This is a genomic window from Streptomyces sp. 1-11, assembly GCF_007176755.1.
Classification (GTDB): domain Bacteria; phylum Actinomycetota; class Actinomycetes; order Streptomycetales; family Streptomycetaceae; genus Streptomyces.
Genome location: NZ_BJTV01000033.1, coordinates 1 through 16,979 on the forward strand (window position 1 = coordinate 1; position 16,979 = coordinate 16,979).

Below are 16,979 nucleotides of genomic sequence, written 5' to 3' on the forward strand. Positions count from 1 at the left end.
GGTGATACCGGTCGCGGCCAGAGCCGCGGCAGCCGACACAGCTGCGGTGACCACGGTCGAACGAAGCTTCATCTCACGATCTCCTGTCGTACAGAGAGACGCCGACCCGTCGGCCGACTCATGGATGAACCTACCTACAGACGACATGACTGGCATATCGGAAGGTCGGGGATTCAGCTCCGAACAGGGTATTCTCGGGCTTCTTCCATAAACTGACGGCTCATCACATCAGATAGCAGAAAGGCAGATTGACATACTATTAGTCTTTCCGGGTGACAATCTGACGCCCTCTCATCCCCGTGATTATGGCGCGTCGCTGCGGACCCGATGAACTGAGCCGTGTTAGACGGAGCCCGCCGACGGGCCGCACAGCCCGGCAGGAGATCGCAGAGCACCCCCGTCATACCGGGTCTGCGACGCCATGCGCAGACAGATGATCCGGGACGACCGTCCCGTCCGGCCACGTCCATGCACTGCGTCCCCGCCTGCTACCAAGCCATCGGCCGGAAGATGCGCGTTTTCCGGCCAGTACTCGCAAGTAGCGGTACGTGGGACTGCCGCGAGGAGGGAAGATCGCGGTCGTGTACCGCGAAGACATGCCCGGCTGCGTGCGATGGGAAATCCTGATGCACGAACGATTCAGCGACGTGTGGATCTGCAAAGACTTCGGCCGCGCCGCCACCGGCGTGGATCCCGTCGAGCTGGGCCGGGCCATCCTCGCTGCGTACCTCGCCGGTCGGGACAGCCGGGGCGAAACGTTCCGCGTCGTCGTGCGCGCCGACGACGCCGGCCAGTCCGTCATCACCCCCGGCCACCTCACCGACCCCGCCTGGAAAGCGGGTCCGGCCGTCTGCCAGGCACTGCCCGCCTACCTCCGCGACGCCCTCGCCTGAAGCCGGCGGCACCTGCGTCGGCACGGCGTGGGACCACCCCTACGCAAGGTGCGTGGCACCCGGCCGCTGTGGACGGTGCCCTGCCCTCAGCCCGCCGCCCGCAGTCGGGCCTCGGCGCTTGCGGCCTGCTGACGCGCTCGCGGCGAGCCCGAGCGGTCGGCCAGCGTGACGAGGCGCCGGACACTTTCCTCCCAGGCCGGACGGTGGGCACCGTCGTGTGCGGTCAGCCGCCGGTAGGCCTCGGCCGCCACGGAGCAGGCCTCCGCGGCGGCCCCGGGATCGGGCTCGTACGCGCCCTGGCCACCGGCCAGTTGCTCCGCGACCCGGCGCAGTCCGGCGGCAAGAGCCTCCAACCGGCCGGGCGGCACCCCTTCGCGCTCCAGCGCGAACGTCGCCCAGCGCAGGCACTCCGCGAGGTCACCTCGTACGTTGAGGTGCAGCTCGCACAGCCGGAACACGGCATCCATGTGACCGGCCCCGGCGGCGAGGGTCCACCAGGCGAGAGCGGCCTCGTCGTCGCCCCGCTCCTGGTGGAGCAGCCCGAGCTGGTACGCGGCGTACGCCTCGCCCGATTCAGCCTTGCCGCCGACCCGGTAGGTGGTGCCGGCCCCCGTCTCCTGGCCTGCCGGCGTCCTCAGGTCGCCCGGTCCGGGCGTGCCGAGGCCCTCGGCGGCGCGCTCCCACAGCCGTTCCGCTTCTCCGGTACGTCCGTCGCCCATGAGTAACGACCCCAGGTAGAAGGCGCCCTCCGCACTGCCCGCGTCGGCCGCCGTGCGCCACCAGCGCTCGGCCCCGGCCCGGTCGCCGGCCTCGTGACAGCGGTAACCCACGTGCACGGCCGCCTGGACGTCGCCCGCCTCGGCGGCCCGCGTGAACAGTTCGTCGGCCTCCCGGTGCCGGCCCTGCCGCTGGTAGAGGACCGCGAGGTTCTGATCCGCGTTCGGGACGTTCCGCTTGCCGGCGAGCCGCCACAGCTCCTCGGCCTGCGCCTCGTCCCCCTGCTTCTCCCGTACGACGCCGAGGCCCACGGCCGCCGCCCAGTCGCCCGTGTCCATGGCCCGGCGGTACCAGCGTTCGGCCCCGTCGAGATCGCCGCGCAGCATGGCCAGCACGCCGAGGTTGTTGTACGCGGCGGGGACACGGCGGGCGGCTGCCCTCTCGTACCAGCGCGCCGCGCCGTCCAGGTCTCCCATGTTCTGCGTGAGCATGGCCAGCAGGTAGGCGGCCTGTCCGCTGCCCGCTTCCGCCGCCGACCGGTAGACCTCGGCGGCGCCGGGGAGATCACCGGCGCGGGCCAGGACGGCGGCGCGCCGGATGGTCTCGGCGGCGCCGGGCGGTTCGGGATCGGGGTCGGGCCGGGTCGGGCTCTCCAGCAGGCCCTGACCGTCCTGCGAGGTGTGGGAAGCCAGTTGGAACGCGCGGACCGCTTCCGAATCCGCTTGCCGTCCCTCCGGGTCCCTGGGGTCGTAGTGGTCGGGGAAGAGAGTGTGCACGGGCTGGGGTTCCGGTGCGGCGTCGGGGCTGAAGCGCGACAAGCCCGTCGTGGCGGTGACGGTGAGATCCCACCAGGGCTGCCAGACGCGCCCCGCGCACTCGATCCGCGCCGTCAGCCGCCACCGCACCCACCGGCCGTCGTCCGTGACGGGCGCGCAGATGAGGTCGGCGCTCGCACCCGGTGCGGCGGTCAGCGGCAGGGCGGGATCCGCGCCGGCCTCCGCCAGCTCGGGCGCGGGTGCGGAGTCCAGCAGCACCACGACGTCGGGACTGCGCAGGGGCCGGTAGGCGCGGACCGCCCGCTGGGCGGACTCCAGCAGGTCGGCGCTCATGACCAGGTCGGGCATCGCTGGTCTTGCGAAGGAGATTCCGTCCGCGCGCAGCGGCAGACGGTCCGTCACCTCGGCCCGCAGTGAGCGCAGCACGACCTGGTCCTGGCCCGTCGCGGTCAGGGAGAGCAGGAGGTTGTGCCCGGTCAGCGGGATGTGCACCGCTTCGGGGGTGCCCAGGAGTCCGGGTGAGGCGATGTGCGCGATGTGGCTGTGCACGGCGAGCCGTACCGTGAAGGGCGGGTCGTCCGCCAGTCCCTGTGCGCGTACGGGGCGGACGGGCCGCGTCATCTCGTAGACGGACCGTTGCGAGCCGGGCGTGCCGTCCGCCCTGTCCTCCGCCCGCGACGTCCGGGCAGAGGTCTCCTCTCCGTGTCCGGTGACCGGTTCCGGGGACTGCGGCGTACCGCGCTCCGGATTGATCGCCGGACCCCGTCGGCGCCGTCCGTACCGGGCGAGGGCCGTCAGCCCGGAGAGAGCGGACACCGCGATCACCGCCGCGTAGGGCGGCCAGGCGTGCACGTCCGTGGCGGCGAGGGCGGTGCCGCCGGCCGCTGCGGGAAGTGCCGCGGCCAGGGTGACCGCGCCGGCACGGCCCCGTCCCGGCGCCATCAGGCGCCGCTCGGCAGGCGTGCGGCGGTGCGGAACGCGTGTCCCTGGATGTCGACGCGAGTACTGCCCTGGCGGCCCGCGGAGACCCAGTCGAGCCACAGCACCCACCGCACGAGGCCGCTTTCGGTGCTGACGAGGAGGTCGAGGACCTCGGACTCGTCCGCCGCGATCCGGTAGGGGAAGTCGCTCCTGGTCAGGGGGCGCACCTGCGGCGGGGCGGAGTCGAGGAGGACTTCGAACCGCCGCACCGGCACCTCGGCCGCGTGCCGGGTGAGGTCGCCGGGTGCCTCCTCGCGGGAGAGCACCTCGGCCCGCAGCCCGGTCAGCACCACGGCCGAAGGCCCGGTCGAGGTCACGACGATCCGGACGGTGTGCCCGGCGGCCGGAACGTCGACGACGCGGTCGTCGAGGTCGAGTGTGACGTAGTCGTGGTTCCTGATCTCCGTGGCCACGGCCAACGGGGCGGCCTCGGCCGGTTCCCGCGCGGCCCGGCGCCGGGCCAGGGCCTGCTCGAGCTGTTGGGGTGCTTGCTGGCTGAGGTAGGCGGCCGCGGCCGCCGCGACGACGCCGGCGGCCCAGGCCAGCGTCTGTCCGGGATCCCACAGCAGCGCGGCGCCCGCGACCGCGGCCGCCGCCCCGCCGGCCCCGGCCCACGCCAGGACGCGGCGCCCCCCGTCAGCTCTCGGCATGTGCCCCCCGTTCCCCCGGATCCGCCGGTGCTCCGGCTCGATCCACTCCACGCCGTGCTTCGTGTCGCGGGTCACATGATAGTCAAGTAGCGTGCTGCGCAGGCCGGTTGTGAGGATCAGTAGCTTTCAGCGGAGCGCGCTACGGCGTACGGCCGTGCGCCACCGGCCTTACGACACGGGGCGGGCATCGCCGGGCGACGGAGGGCTCGTCGCCCCACCGCGGCCGGGCCTCGCGGACGTCAGCCTGATGCGGGTACCGACTCCCCGGACGGTGTCGCGCGGTGCGCTTCGTCCTGCAGGATGAGCAACGACAGGAGCGAGGCCACCGTGAGGCCCTGGCCCGCTTCCGCCGGATGGCGCAGGACCTTGGCGGGGTCGATCCGGTAGGTGTTGCCGCGCCCCTGACGGACGTGCGAGAGATAACCGGCCTGCTCCAGATCCGCGATGATCTTCTGCACGGCCCGCTCGGTGATGCGGCAGCGAGCGGCGATGTCGCGGACGCGCGCGCTCTGGTTGTCCGCGATGGCCGCTAGGACGCGCGCGTGGTTCGTCAGAAACGTCCAGCCTGTGTGTGACTCGGGTACCCCATCCATGTCCCAAGTCTACGGAGAGGGCATGCACGCATTCAAAAACACGTACAATCTTTCGTGTATCAGTTGACGTGGGTTGTTGTCTGAGGAACCGTTGTTCATACGGACCGCCGGAGCGCACATGGGAGTGAGCCGTGCAGCCATCTTCTTACCGGGCCTCGTCCCTCATGGAGCCGGACTTCTCGTGCCCGGAGGACGGCGGTGCCGGGAGGCTGCTGCCAAGCGGTCAGTCGTCCGTGCCGGCCGCGTCGAACAACACCCCGATCCCGGTGACCGTGGACGGTGAGCTCGACTTCGATGCGGGCGACCAGGTCCGGGACCGACTGGACGAAGCCCTCGCCGCCTCAGCCCGCGGCGTCGAGCTGGACCTGGGCGGGCTCGGCTTCTGTGACTGCGCCGGCCTGAGCGTGCTGCTGGAGCTGCGCCACCGGGCGCTCGGCCAGGGCAAGACCGTCACCATCCGGGCCTCGAACCCCGCGGTCGACAGACTGCTGGATCTCATGGGAGCACGCGAGCTGTTCTCGGCGCAGCACTCGGGGAGCGCGGAACCGTGCCGCCCCATGGCCGCCACCCTGCCCTCGCCGAAGCCGGCGCCACTGCCCGGCGTCGGTGCACAGCGTTCCCTGCTCGTGTCACTGGGCGCTTCCGGCTCCGCGTGAGCCGCGTGTCTCGAAGGCGCACCGGGCCGTCGGTGACGCCTCAGCTGAACGCGTCCAGCCGCTTCTCACAGCGCGCCCCCGCAAGGGATCACGCCCAAAGGGGGCGCCGTCTCACAGGGGGCTGCGTCCGAAGAGGGCGCCGTCCGGGTCGTCGGCCAGGGCGATACGGGCGGTGATGCGCTTGCCGACCGGCTCGCGCTGGGCCTCGAAGCCCCGGGACACGGCCATCACGATCTCCAGACCGTGCTGCCCCACCCGGCCCACGTCCGCCGCCCGGGCGATGGGCAGTACGGGGTCCGAGTCCCACACCGAGACCTCGACCGTGTCGCCGGTGATCCGCAGGTCCAGCAGGACCGGGCCCGGAGCGTACTTACGGGCGTTGGTGACCAGCTCGCTGACCACGAGCTGGGTGATGTCCATGGCACGCTGCGACACGGGCAGCCCGTGGTGCGCCTGGACACGGGTGAGGAAGTCGGCGGCCAGCTTGCGGGCCCGGGCGATGACGGTGCCGTCCCCGTCCAGGGCCGCCGCGGTCTGGATGACCTGTTCGGCCGGCGTCGTGACGCCGCTCTCCCCCATGGGCACCGGGGCCGGCACGGCCGCCTTCGATACGCGGTTCATTCCGCCCGGATACCCCGGCCCGTGAGGACCACTCCCGGTATCCGCTGTCTCCTGCGTCTCACGGGGACGCTACCCGGTGCGCCTCGGAGACCAGTGCGTGCGGGTCCGGTGTCCCGACCACGCCGGTGGGCCCGCGCCGACGACGCGGGCCCCGAGCCGTCAGGCGGGCCGGACGGTGATGGTGCACAGGCGCTTGGTGGCCCGGGTCAGGGCTACGTACAAGTCCCTTTCGCCACCGGGGCGGTTCGTGATGATCTCCTCGGGGTCCACGACGACGACCCCGTCGAACTCCAGGCCGCGCGCTTCGGACGCCGGCACGATGCGTGCCTGATGGGCGATGCCCTGCGCCTTCAGCTCACTCACCCTGGTGTCCGCGCAGATCACTCCCAGGAGCTCGCCCGGGTGCGCGGTGCTCTGGGCCTTGAGTTCCCGGACGACGGCGGCGACCAACCCGTCCGCAGGTGTGGTCACGGTACGAGGGCTCTCACCGGTGCGCAGTGACCGTGTGATCTTCTGGTCCGGAGCGATCCGCGTGAGCAGGTCCCGTACGCTCTCCAGGATCTCCCGCGTCGTGCGGTAGCTGACGGTCAGGTCGTGCAGCCGGAACCGCGGTCCCACGTGAGGGCTCAGTGCTTCCTTCCAGTCGCGTGCTGTGGCGACCGGACCCGCCTGGGCGAAGTCACCCACGAGCGTCATCGACCTCGACGGGCAGCGCCGGACGATCATCCGCCACTGCATGGCGGTCAGTTCCTGCGCCTCGTCGACGACGACGTGCCCGTACGTCCGCTCGGGGGGTCCGTCGACCAGGCTCGCCGCCTCGTCCAGCAACGGCACGTCGGCATCGGTCCACGGGTCGTCCGGACCGCGCAGCAGAAGGGACCGCTCCTGCACGGTCAGGCGGGGCAGGCGCTCGGCGAGAGCGTCGGCGTTGGCCAGGAGCGCCTTCACGAGGTCACCGGGTACCAGCCGTGGCCACAACACCTCGACCGCTCGGTCGACGCCGACGTCGTCGAGGAGATCGGCCCGGATGGCGTCCAGGTCCAGTTCGTGGACCGGACCCGCGTCGGGCGCGCCTTCGACACGACGCTGGGCGGCTCCGGTGTACCGGTCGAGGTCGAGGCCCGTCATCCTTTCGGCATCGGCGTCGATCTGTTCCAGGAGGTCGCCCATGTCTCTTCGCATCGCGTCTGCGACGGCGTCGACCAGAAGCTCTTTGAACACCTGGCGCGCGGGGTTGTGCCCCTGTACGGCTGCCACGGCGGCGTCGCGTGCCGCGGCGACTTCCCCGCCAGGAAGGCGCACCAGTTCCTGTCCGACCCGCACGGTGAAGTCACCGGCGGGTGCTTGGTACGCGCGCAGCAGGCCGAGCAGGGCGTCGGCGAGGTCGGAACCGCCCTTGAGCCGCGCCGTGTCGAGCGGGCCCGCCTCGCCCGGGGACACTCCGGCCAGTTCCCGGCAGGTCGCCATGACGACGTCGTTCTCTCCGAGCGAGGGAAGGACCTCGGAGATGTAGTCGAGGAACCGGGAGTTCGGGCCCACCACCAGCACACCCTCCTCCGCGGCGCGCGGGAACGCGTACAGGACGTACGCCGCCCGGTGCAGCGCGACCACCGTCTTGCCGGTGCCCGGCCCGCCCTGCACGACGGTCACCCCGCGGTGGGCGGAGCGGACGATCTCGTCCTGCTCGGCCTGCAGCGTCGCGACGGCGGCGTGCATCCTGCCGTCCCGCCGTGCCGACAGCGCCTCGGTCAACGGGCCGTCCCCGACGACGTCCTCGTCGGTCGGGGCGGTCCCGTCCAGCAGTTCGTCGCTCACCGAGACGACCGTGCGCTCCTCGATGCGCAGGTGCCGGCGCCGCCGCAGGTCCATCGGATGGACCGGTGTCGCCTCGTAGAAGGGCCGCGCCGCGTTCGCGCGCCAGTCCACGAGGAGAGGCAGCTCATCCTCCTCCGTCTGCAGTCCGATCCGCCCGATGCGCAGGGCCGTGCCGTCCGTCCAGTCGATACGCCCGAAGACCAGGCCTTTCTCGGCGCCCTCCAGTCGGACGATTTCCCTCGTCAAACGCTCGGCGGCGATTTCCCTCTCGTATACCTCACCGGCGTTTTCCGTCGGAGCCTTCAGCACACTCGCGCGCTGTAACCGCGCCTCGTTGATCCGCCCGGTGAGCAGCTCGTACAACGAGGACACATAGTCCTGCTCCGATCGGACCACACGCACAGCGGGATCATTGATTTCCGACAACAGGAGCGCCTTCCAGTTGGAGCCGGACGAGGACGGCGATCAGGACGGTGTTCTCTGTCCAGATCACCTTTGAATATCGAACGACGGAAGCTCGACCGACTGGAACATAAGCAAACCCAACACCGCTGTCAAGCTTGAGCTTTCTCGCCAAAACCGTTGCAGTTAAACGAACTTCATGCCTCTGCGGGATTTGCGCACTGAGCGGATTTATGCCTCCGACGGATTCACGCGTCGAAGAATTCACCGGCATCGGACGGCGGCGGGGCAGGCCGCCAGGCGGAACCTCTTAGCCGCCCCTCTTACCCAGGTGACCCACGTCACACCCGCCTGCTGTCAGTAATCGCAGCGCCGTCTCGTTCAGGGTGCACTCGAACGAGACAGGAGCAACGCCATGAAGCACCGGATCGTGGTACTCGGCGCCGGATACGCCGGCGCCTTCGCCGCCGGAAACCTGGCCCGCCGGCTCTCTCCGGACGACACCGAGATCACCGTCGTCAATGCCGTGCCGGACTTCGTCGAGCGGATGCGTCTCCACCTGCTCGCGGCCGGCCGCGATCTCGCGTTCCGCAAGCTCGCGGACGTGTTCGCGGGCACCGGGGTGCGGCTGCGCCTGGCGCGCGTCACCGGTGTCGACCCCGAGCGCAAGACAGTCGCCGTGACCGGCGAGGACGGCGACGGCGAGGTCGTGTACGACACTCTGCTCTACGCGCTCGGGAGCTCCGCAGCCCACCACGACGTGCCCGGCGTGCCCGAGTACGCCTTCGATGTGACCGGCCAGTTCCCGGCGCTCCGTCTGCGTGAACGCCTGGCAGCCCTGGACGGGGGCGGCACCGTGCTGGTCGTCGGTGAGGGGCTGACCGGCATCGAGACCGCCACCGAATTCGCCGAGTCCCGGCCCGACCTCTCGGTCGCGCTCGCCGCCCGCGGCGAACCGGGCGCCTGGCTCTCCCCGAGAGCCCGCCGTCACCTGCGCCGGGCTTTCGACCGACTCGGCGTCACCGTTCACGAAGACGCCGGCATCCAAGCGGTCGAGCCGACCCGGGCGATCACCGCCCACGGTAGGTCGATCGCAGCTGACGTGACCGTGTGGTCGGCCGGGTTCGCCGTACACCCCGTCGCGGCCGCCAGTGGCCTGGAGGTCGCCGAGACCGGCCAGATCGTCGTCGACCGGACGATGCGCTCGGTCTCCCACCCGGACGTCTACGCCGCCGGTGACTGCGCCTACGCGATCGGCGAGAACGGCCGGCCGCTGCCGATGTCCTGCGCATCGGCCGGCTACACCGGTATGCAGGCGACCGCCGCGATCATCGCGCGCCTGACGGGCGGGGAGGTTCCGGTCACCGGGTTGAAGTACTACGGCAACCACATCAGCCTCGGGCGGCGGGACGCGATCTTCCAGATGGTGGACGGAGACGTCCGGGCGAAATCCTGGTATCTCGGCGGCCGGACCGCCGCGCGGCTCAAGTCGGGCGTGCTGCGGGGGGCCGGATGGAGCATCGCCCATCCGACCTTCGGCATGCCCAAGCGCAAGCGCCGGCTGGCCACCGCGCCTGACCGGGCCGGCGTGCAGGCCGCCGCATAGGCTCCGGCGCATGGACAGCCCAGCGATCGATCGATTCGAGGCCGGCCTGCTCGGCTCGGCCGCCGACGCCGAGGACGCCGTGCAGGACACGTTCCTGCGCTGGCAGGCCGCGGACCCCCAGCGCATCAGGACGCCGGAGGCGTGGCTGACCAAGGTCGTCACCAACGTCTGCCTCGACCGGCTCCGCTCGGCGCAGGCGCGCCACGAGCGCGCCGCCGGAGACTGGATGCCCGAGCCGCTCCTGGAGGGCGACCCGATGCTCGGCCCGGCCGAAACGGTCGAGCAGCGCGAATCGGTGTCCCTGGCCGTACTGACCATCCTGGAGCGCCTCTCGCCGGTCGAGCGGGCCGCTTACGTCCTGCACGAGGCCTTCTCGTACCCCCACGCCGAGATCGCCGGGATCCTCGACATCACCGAATCCGCGAGCCAGCAACACATCCACCGGGCCCGACGCCGGGTCACCACCGAGCGCCGCGTCGGCGACGGGGTGGACCCCGCCTCCGCGCGCCGGATCGTCGAGGAGTTCCTCGCCGCGGCCACGTCCGGGCGTACCGAACGGCTGGTGGCGCTGCTCACCGCCGACGCGACCGCGGTCTCGGACGGTTTCGGACTGGCCAGGCGGTTGCTGCGGTTCACCACCCGCGAGCGGGTCGCCTCCTACGTGCGGGCCGGCTTCACGCCCACTCCGGCGAAGCGGCGGATGGCCGGCGGCTCCCCCGCGATGCACATCGCGCTGGTCAACGGCTCCCCGGCCGTCCTCGCCGTGACCGACCACCGGGTCGTGGGCGCCGTGGTGTTCGAAGTGGGCGGCGACGGCAAGGTCTCGTCCCTGTGGGGGATCGCCGCCGCGGACCGACTCGTGCGCCTCAACGAGGCCTGGCGGCAGCACGAACCGGACGCGCCGGTCGTCAGCGCGTGGTGATCGGAGCCGCCGGAATTCAGTTACCCGAGCCGGGGCCAGGGCGGCGCCCTTGCCCGCGTCGATGCCCGACACGAGCGCGGAAGTCCTGCGAGAACTCAGGGCTTCCGCGTGAGCGGCCGTGCCTGCGGTCAGCGTGCGAACTTCTCGATGGCCGCAGGGGTGACGGGGGTGAAGAAGTTGACGAGGTTGCCGTCGGGGTCACGGAACAGCAGCGACCGGTTGCCCCAGGGCATCGTGGTGGGCCCGCTGACGAAGTCGGTGACGAAGCCGGTCAGGTTCCGGTGTACGCGGTCCACGTCGTCGACGACGAACTCCGTGATCACGCTGTGGTTGGCGGCCGGGCGGGCAGAGCCAGGGGCGAACAGCGGGACCGTGCGGACGCCGGCGACCGCGAGGGTGGCGCCCGCGGTCCTGAGTTCGGCGAAGTCCTCGGTGGCCCAGGTCGCCCGCACCCCCGTGGCTCGCTCGTAGAAGTCGACGAGGCGCGCTACGTCGCCGGTGATGATGCGGATCGAGACGAAGTCCATGGGAATCTCCTTGGCTGTGCTGGAAGCGGGCACGACGCAGGCTAGGAGAAATAGTGGACAGAATCGGTCCTGTATCCGCGCTAGCCTGCTGGCATGCCTGGACCCACCGGCCGCGTGCTGACACTCCTGGAACTGCTGCAGTCGGGCGGTACCCGGACCGTGGCCGAGCTCGCCGACCGGCTCGGCGTCGAAGGGCGCACCGTGCGCCGGTACGTGGACCAGCTGATCGACCTGGACGTGCCCGTGGAATCGGTGCGCGGCCGCTACGGCGGCTACCGCCTCGCCCCCGGCTACCGCCTGCCTCCGCTCATGCTCAGCGACGACGAGGCGCTGGCCGTGCTGCTGGGCCTGGTCGCCGGCCGCCGAACAGGGTTGACGACGACGCACAACACAGCGAGCGAGACCGCACACGCGAAAATCCGGCGGGTGCTGCCCAGGCACCTCGCCCGCCGGCTCGACACCCTCCTGGAAGCTCTCGCCTTCACGGAGCAGCCCGGCGAGTTCGACACCCCGGACGCCGGGGTCCTGCTCACGATCGCCGATGCGGTACGCCACCACCGACCGGTCTCGATCCGCTACACCGATGGTGACGGACGGCGCAGTGAACGCACGCTGCACGCGTACGGGATCGTCGCCCATGCGGGGCGGTGGTACGTCACGGGCGAGGACGCCCGGCTCGGCGAGGACCGAACGTTCCGGCTCGATCGCGTCGCAGACGCGCGGACGCTGCCCGGCACATTCGAAGCGCCCGTGGGCCCGGATCCGGCACAGCGCCTGCTGACGGCGTTTGCAACGGCCGAGTACCGGTACGAGGTGACCTTGCGGATCCACGGGACGGTCGAGCAGATCCGCGCCCGCCTTCCGGCCGGCGTCGCGAGCCTGGAGGAGTACGAGCCGGCGGCCGGCCAGGAGGACCGGGCGGCCGGGCGCTGGCTGCGTGTCGAGCTGCGGGCGCAGCGGCTCGACTGGCTGCCTCCGCTACTCGCCTCGCTGGACCGGCCGTTCGTCGTCGAGCGCCCTGATGAACTGCGCAACCTGGTCATCGCGTTCGCCGATCGCCTCACGTCCTACGCCCGCCGCGAAGCCTGACCGCGGGGGCCTGCGGATCACCGGTCAGCCGTTCATATGCCCGGGCGCCACGGCGCAGAGCGGCGTTTGGGTTTGTGAGGACATAGGGACGGTTACGCCTTCGGCGGGGCCTGGCCGTCGCCGTCTTTGATCGACTGCTCGATGGTGTACGCGGTCTCGGTGAACGCCTTGACCTGATCCGCCGTCAGGTTCCGCACGGAGAGCCTCTCCAGGGCTCGCCACATGTCGGCGATGGGTTCACGCATGGCGCGGCCCGCGTCGGTGAGCCGGACGACCATGACCCGGCGGTCGTGTTCGGCCGGTTCCCGGGTGAGGAGTCCGGCCTCCTGCATGCGGCGCAGCGACTTGGAGACGGTGGAGTGGTCGAGGCCGACGCTGTCCAGCAGTTCGGACTGGGTCTGGCCGTCGCGGTCGAAGAGCTGCATCAGCAGCAGCTCCTGTCCCGGGTGCAGGTTCATGGCGCGGAGCATGGCGGCGGCGTGGCCGCGGTGGGCGCGGGCCAACTGGAACACGGCGTAGCTGAGGCTGCCGTCGCGCGCCGTGCTGGGAGGCCGGGTAACGGGGTCGGTCATCGCATCTCCTCAGGCGTCGTGGCGGGCGGGGTAGTCGGTGTACCCGGTCTCGCCGCCGCTGTAGAAGGTGGCCGGGTCGGGCGTGTTCAGCGGCGCCTGGGAGCGTACCCGCCCGACGAGGTCGGGGTTGGCCAGGGCCGCCATGCCGACGGAGACGATGTCGGCGCGGCCGCCGGTGATGTCCTTGGCGCGCGTGGCCAGGTCGGCGCCGGGGCGGTTCAGCATGAGCGTTCCCGGCCACAGCGACCTGAGGGTGTCGAGGAGCTGCTCGTCGCCGGAGTGGACCAGGTGCAGGTAGGCCAGGTCCAGTGGCGCGAGGGCGTTCAGCAGTGCCGGGTAGAGCTCGTGGCTGTCGTCCTCGCGGATGTCGTTGTAGGGGTTCTCCGGAGACAGGCGGATGGCGGTCCGGCCGGCGCCGATCTCGTCGGCGACGGCAGCGGCGACCTCGGTGGCGAAGCGGATACGGCCCTCGACAGAGCCTCCGTAGCGGTCGGTGCGTTCGTTGGCGTTGGTGGACAGGAACTGGTGGACGAGGTAGCCGTTGGCGCCGTGGATCTCCACGCCGTCCGCGCCGGCTTCGACGGCGCCCGCGGCGGCGCGGCGGTAGTCCTCGACCGTCATGGCGACCTCACGGGTGGACAGGGCCCGGGGCCGGGGCATCTCCTGGGGCCCGGAGGCGGTGAACATCGTTCCGGCCGGGCGCACCGGGGAGGGCGCCACCGGCTGCCGTCCGTGCGGGGTGTTGTCGGGGTGCGCGATCCGCCCGACGTGCATCAGCTGCACCACGATGCGCCCGCCGGCGGCGTGCACGGCGTCGGTGACCTTGCGCCACCCGGCCACCTGCTCGGCGGTGTGGAGGCCGGGTGTCAGCAGGTAGCCCTGCCCGTCGGCGGAGGGCTGGGTGCCCTCGGTGATGATGAGCGCCATCGACGCGCGCTGGGCGTAGTACTCGGCGTTCAGTTCGGTGGGCACGCCCTGCGCGGTGCTGCGGTTGCGTGTCATCGGGGCCATGGCGAGCCGGTGCGGCAGGTGGATGTCCCCGGCGCGGGCGGGCTGCCACAGGGCGTTCAGGTCGGTGGTGGACACGAGGCCTTCTTTCGGTACGGAGCGGGATGCGGAGAGGGTCGGGCGGGTGCGGGAGGCCGGAAGAGGGTGAGCCTGCGGGCCCGGCCCCGGTTCTGTGCGGCCCGTCGCGCGGAACCGGGGCCGGGCCCGCAGGAGGGCCGTCCGGTGGTGGACCGGCGGGTCAGGCGACGGTGAGGACGAGCTTCCCCCGGCTGTGGCCGGCGTCGCTGGCCTGCTGCGCCGCGGCCGCGTCGGCGAGCGGGTGGACCGCGCCGACCGTGGTCACCAGCTCGCCGGCGGCGGCCAACTGGGCGAGTTCGGCCAGGCGCGCGCCGGAGCGCCGCTGGGGGCCTTCGGCGAAGACGACGCCGAGTTCACCGGCACGGAAGTCGGCGGTGGTGACGATCCGGTCGGTGCCGCCACGCAGGGTGATGGAGTCCTCGAGCGCGCCCTTGCCGGCGGCGTCGAACACGGCGTCGACACCCTCCGGTGCGACGGCGCGCACCCGCTCGACCAGACCCTCTCCGTAGACCAGTGCGGTGGCTCCGAGGGAGGTGACGTAATCCTGGTTGGCCGGTCCGGCGGTGCCGATGACGCGGGCGCCGCGGGCGACCGCCAGTTGCACGGCGATGGTGCCGAGCGCGCCGGAGGCGCCGTGGATCAGCAGGGTCTCGCCGGCCTTGACGTCGAGCAGGTCCAGCACCCGCTCGGCGCCGTCGCTCGCCACGGGCAGCGCGGCGGCGTGCGTCCAGTCGAGGCCGGCCGGCTTGGGGGCGAGGACGGCCGCCGTGGCCAGCGCGTACTGGGCGTAGGCGCCGGTGTCGGACCAGCCCAGCACCTCGTCACCCACCTTGAACCCGTCGACGCCCTCACCCAGGGCGTCGACGACCCCGGCGATCTCTCCACCAGGGATGGCGGGCAGCGTGGTGGGGAAGATGGCCTCCATGATCCCGGAGCGGATCTTGCCGTCCACCGGGTTGACGCCGACCGCCCGGACGCGGACGCGAACCTGGCCGGGACCCGGCTCGGGGATCTCGGCGTCCACCTCGTGCAGGACCTCGGTGCCGCCGAACGTGTCGAAAACGATGGCCTTCATGACTGCTGTCTCCTTCGGTGAGCCGATCCGACGACCGGTTATGTGGCCGACCACGTAAACGTAGCACCGATTATGTGGCTAGCCAAGCATTCGGATCGAGTGCACCCGCCGGGGGCTTGAGACAGTGGCGCGGCATCGCCACCCGCTGCGAGAAGACCGCCATCATCTGCCTGGCCGGCCTGCACATCGCGGGCACGTTCCTCTGATTCCGCTCGATAGCCCGGTCTCGGTCGGTGACCTGTGTGTGGGTCAGCGGCCGATGCTGTCCAGTTCGGCCACATCCTCGTCGGAGAGGGACAGACCCGCGCCGGCGATGTTCTCGCGCAGGTGGGCGGTGGACGAAGTGCCGGGGATGAGCAGGATGTTCGGCGAGCGCTGCATCAGCCAGGTCAGCGCGACCGACATGGGCGTCGTCCCCAGTCGGTTCGCGACCTGTGAGAGGGCCTCGGACTGCAGCGGCGTGAAGCCTCCCAGGGGGAAGAACGGCACGTAGGCGATGCCATCGGCGGCGAGATGGTCCACGAGGTCGTCGTCGTGGCGGTGGGCGAGGTTGTACATGTTTTGCACGCACACGATCGGGGCGACGCTGCGCGCCTTGGCAACCTGCTCTCCGGTGACGTTGCTGACGCCGAGGTGGCGGATCAGTCCCTCTTGCTGCAGGTCGACGAGCGTCTCGAACGCTTCGGTGATCGAGCCGGGCTGAGGGCCTTCAGCGTCGCCCATGCGCATGTTGACCAAGTCGAGGGTGTCGACGCCGAGGGAGTCGAGGTTTTCCTGGACCTGCTTGCGCAGGTCTTCGGGACGCCGGGCCGTGGGCCAGCCACCCTGCGCGTCGCGGGTCGCGCCCACCTTCGTGGCGATGAACAGCGACTCCGGGTAGGGGTGCAGCGCTTCGCGGATCAGCTCGTTCGTGATGCGCGGTCCGTAGGCGTCGCTGGTGTCGATGTGGGTGATCCCGAGGCTGACCGCCTCGCGCAGCACGGCCAGGGCGCCGTCGTGATCGGCGGGCGGTCCCATGACCCACGGGCCGGCGAGCTGCATCGCGCCGTAGCCGAACCGGGTGACGGACGAGTCACCCAGCATCCAGGTTCCGCCGGGCAGAGGTGCGGAGGGCGTGTTCATCGTGGTGCCTTTCACTTCGTGCAAGGGGTGGTGTCTCCAGCCCCCTTGCACCAGTGTTGGAGAGGAACTTCCTGTCGGGAAGAAGGCACTCTGAAGTGCGTAACCACCCAGAAGGTGAGAGGCGAGGCCAGTGACGGCGAAGGCCGACAAGAAAGCGCAGACCAAGGCGGAGTACAACGCGTTCCTGGCGGTGTGCCCCAGCCGTCAGCTCCTCGCCCGGATCTCGGACAAGTGGGTCGTCCTGATCCTGTGCGCACTGGGTGGCGACACACCGGAACAGCCCGGCGAGTCGCACGCCCCGAAGGCGATGCGCTACTCCGAGCTGGCCCGGCTGCTGGCAGGAGTCAGCCAGAAGATGCTCACCCAGAACCTACGGGCTCTCGAACGCGACGGCCTGCTCATCCGGACCGTGACACCCACGGTGCCTGTCACGGTCACCTACGAGCTGACCGACCTCGGCCTCTCACTCCACCACCTGACGCGCGGGCTCAGGCAGTGGGCCCAGACCCACATGGCGCAAGTCCTCGCCAATCGCGAGCGCCACGACGCACAAGCCTCCTGACGCGGCAGAGCACTCCATTGTTGCTACCGGCCCGAGCGACCGGGACGACGCGGCCTCGCCGGACCGGTCGGCCGTCGCCTCGTGAGGCGTCCGCCGAAACCGGCCCGCGCGGCTTGCGCGGACCGTTCCCTGCGTCGTCGTCGGGCAGCGCGATGGGATCTCAGGCGCGATCGAGACGGGTCACACCAGCGACGGTCTTCTGTCCGACCTCGACCGCGACCTCCACGCCCTCGGGCAGGTAGAGGTCGACACGCGAGCCGAAGCGGATCAGACCGATGCGGTCGCCCTGCTCGACCTTCGTGCCCTCGGGGATG

At 71.1% G+C, this 16,979-nt stretch carries 17 protein-coding genes; 6 read left to right on the forward strand and 11 right to left on the reverse strand.

All coding sequences use genetic code 11. The annotated features are described in order from the left end of the window. The first annotated feature begins 626 nt into the window (after positions 1 to 626). Complete coding sequence (locus tag TNCT1_RS35275) at positions 627 to 893, forward strand: hypothetical protein (RefSeq protein WP_143640389.1); 267 nt, start codon at positions 627 to 629, stop codon at positions 891 to 893. Between the two features lie 86 nt (positions 894 to 979). Here the strand turns inward: TNCT1_RS35275 and TNCT1_RS35280 are convergent, their stop codons facing one another. From TNCT1_RS35280 to TNCT1_RS35290, 3 genes are all read right to left on the reverse strand, one after another. Further along, positions 980 to 3,328: a tetratricopeptide repeat protein gene (locus tag TNCT1_RS35280; protein ID WP_143640391.1), complete on the reverse strand. Its 2,349-nt coding sequence runs from the start codon at positions 3,326 to 3,328 to the stop codon at positions 980 to 982. Further along, complete coding sequence (locus tag TNCT1_RS35285; RefSeq protein ID WP_143640393.1) at positions 3,328 to 4,017, reverse strand: hypothetical protein; 690 nt, start codon at positions 4,015 to 4,017, stop codon at positions 3,328 to 3,330. The genes TNCT1_RS35280 and TNCT1_RS35285 overlap by 1 nt, the downstream gene beginning before the upstream one ends. Positions 4,018 to 4,256: 239 nt before the next feature. Beyond that, entirely contained in the window at positions 4,257 to 4,610 is a 354-nt protein-coding gene (locus TNCT1_RS35290; RefSeq protein ID WP_143640395.1) for a helix-turn-helix domain-containing protein, read from the reverse strand. Between the two features lie 131 nt (positions 4,611 to 4,741). Here TNCT1_RS35290 and TNCT1_RS35295 point away from each other — a divergent pair, with 131 nt between their 5' ends. Next, positions 4,742 to 5,266, forward strand: a complete 525-nt coding sequence (locus tag TNCT1_RS35295) for an STAS domain-containing protein (RefSeq protein WP_235903070.1) — start codon at positions 4,742 to 4,744, stop codon at positions 5,264 to 5,266. Between the two features lie 111 nt (positions 5,267 to 5,377). Here TNCT1_RS35295 and TNCT1_RS35300 read toward each other — a convergent pair whose 3' ends face one another. Together TNCT1_RS35300 and TNCT1_RS35305 are read right to left on the reverse strand one after the other, a co-directional pair. Further along, positions 5,378 to 5,845 carry an anti-sigma regulatory factor gene (locus TNCT1_RS35300; RefSeq protein ID WP_143640419.1) on the reverse strand — a complete coding sequence of 156 codons (468 nt, stop codon included), beginning with the start codon at positions 5,843 to 5,845 and terminating at the stop codon, positions 5,378 to 5,380. A gap of 201 nt (positions 5,846 to 6,046) precedes the next feature. Continuing rightward, the gene (locus tag TNCT1_RS35305) at positions 6,047 to 8,074 is read right to left on the reverse strand and encodes an AAA family ATPase (RefSeq protein ID WP_143640421.1); all 2,028 of its coding nucleotides are present in this window, start codon (positions 8,072 to 8,074) and stop codon (positions 6,047 to 6,049) included. Between the two features lie 445 nt (positions 8,075 to 8,519). Between TNCT1_RS35305 and TNCT1_RS35310 the strand changes: the two genes are divergently transcribed. Continuing rightward, positions 8,520 to 9,710, forward strand: coding sequence for an NAD(P)/FAD-dependent oxidoreductase (locus TNCT1_RS35310; protein ID WP_143640397.1), 1,191 nt, complete (start codon positions 8,520 to 8,522; stop codon positions 9,708 to 9,710). A gap of 10 nt (positions 9,711 to 9,720) precedes the next feature. Further along, positions 9,721 to 10,632: a sigma-70 family RNA polymerase sigma factor gene (locus TNCT1_RS35315; RefSeq protein ID WP_143640399.1), complete on the forward strand. Its 912-nt coding sequence runs from the start codon at positions 9,721 to 9,723 to the stop codon at positions 10,630 to 10,632. Positions 10,633 to 10,760: 128 nt separating this feature from the next. Here TNCT1_RS35315 and TNCT1_RS35320 read toward each other — a convergent pair whose 3' ends face one another. Then, a complete protein-coding gene (locus TNCT1_RS35320) occupies positions 10,761 to 11,159 on the reverse strand; it encodes a VOC family protein (RefSeq protein ID WP_143640401.1) in 399 nt (132 codons plus the stop codon). A 93-nt stretch (positions 11,160 to 11,252) separates the two neighbouring features. Between TNCT1_RS35320 and TNCT1_RS35325 the strand changes: the two genes are divergently transcribed. Next, complete coding sequence (locus TNCT1_RS35325) at positions 11,253 to 12,248, forward strand: YafY family protein (protein WP_143640404.1); 996 nt, start codon at positions 11,253 to 11,255, stop codon at positions 12,246 to 12,248. Between the two features lie 92 nt (positions 12,249 to 12,340). Here TNCT1_RS35325 and TNCT1_RS35330 read toward each other — a convergent pair whose 3' ends face one another. The 4 genes from TNCT1_RS35330 to TNCT1_RS35345 form a co-directional block, all read right to left on the reverse strand. Further along, positions 12,341 to 12,820 carry a MarR family winged helix-turn-helix transcriptional regulator gene (locus TNCT1_RS35330; protein WP_143640406.1) on the reverse strand — a complete coding sequence of 160 codons (480 nt, stop codon included), beginning with the start codon at positions 12,818 to 12,820 and terminating at the stop codon, positions 12,341 to 12,343. Between the two features lie 9 nt (positions 12,821 to 12,829). Beyond that, positions 12,830 to 13,891: an alkene reductase gene (locus TNCT1_RS35335; RefSeq protein ID WP_216856701.1), complete on the reverse strand. Its 1,062-nt coding sequence runs from the start codon at positions 13,889 to 13,891 to the stop codon at positions 12,830 to 12,832. A 175-nt stretch (positions 13,892 to 14,066) separates the two neighbouring features. After that, positions 14,067 to 14,981, reverse strand: a complete 915-nt coding sequence (locus TNCT1_RS35340) for an NADP-dependent oxidoreductase (RefSeq protein ID WP_143640410.1) — start codon at positions 14,979 to 14,981, stop codon at positions 14,067 to 14,069. Positions 14,982 to 15,230: 249 nt separating this feature from the next. Next, complete coding sequence (locus TNCT1_RS35345; RefSeq protein WP_143640412.1) at positions 15,231 to 16,103, reverse strand: aldo/keto reductase family oxidoreductase; 873 nt, start codon at positions 16,101 to 16,103, stop codon at positions 15,231 to 15,233. 130 nt (positions 16,104 to 16,233) lie between these two features. Between TNCT1_RS35345 and TNCT1_RS35350 the strand changes: the two genes are divergently transcribed. Next, a complete protein-coding gene (locus TNCT1_RS35350) occupies positions 16,234 to 16,665 on the forward strand; it encodes a helix-turn-helix domain-containing protein (protein WP_143640414.1) in 432 nt (143 codons plus the stop codon). 160 nt (positions 16,666 to 16,825) lie between these two features. Here the strand turns inward: TNCT1_RS35350 and TNCT1_RS35355 are convergent. Beyond that, the coding region (locus tag TNCT1_RS35355; RefSeq protein WP_174266561.1) for a phosphatidylserine decarboxylase at positions 16,826 to 16,979 on the reverse strand (154 nt) is incomplete at its 5' end.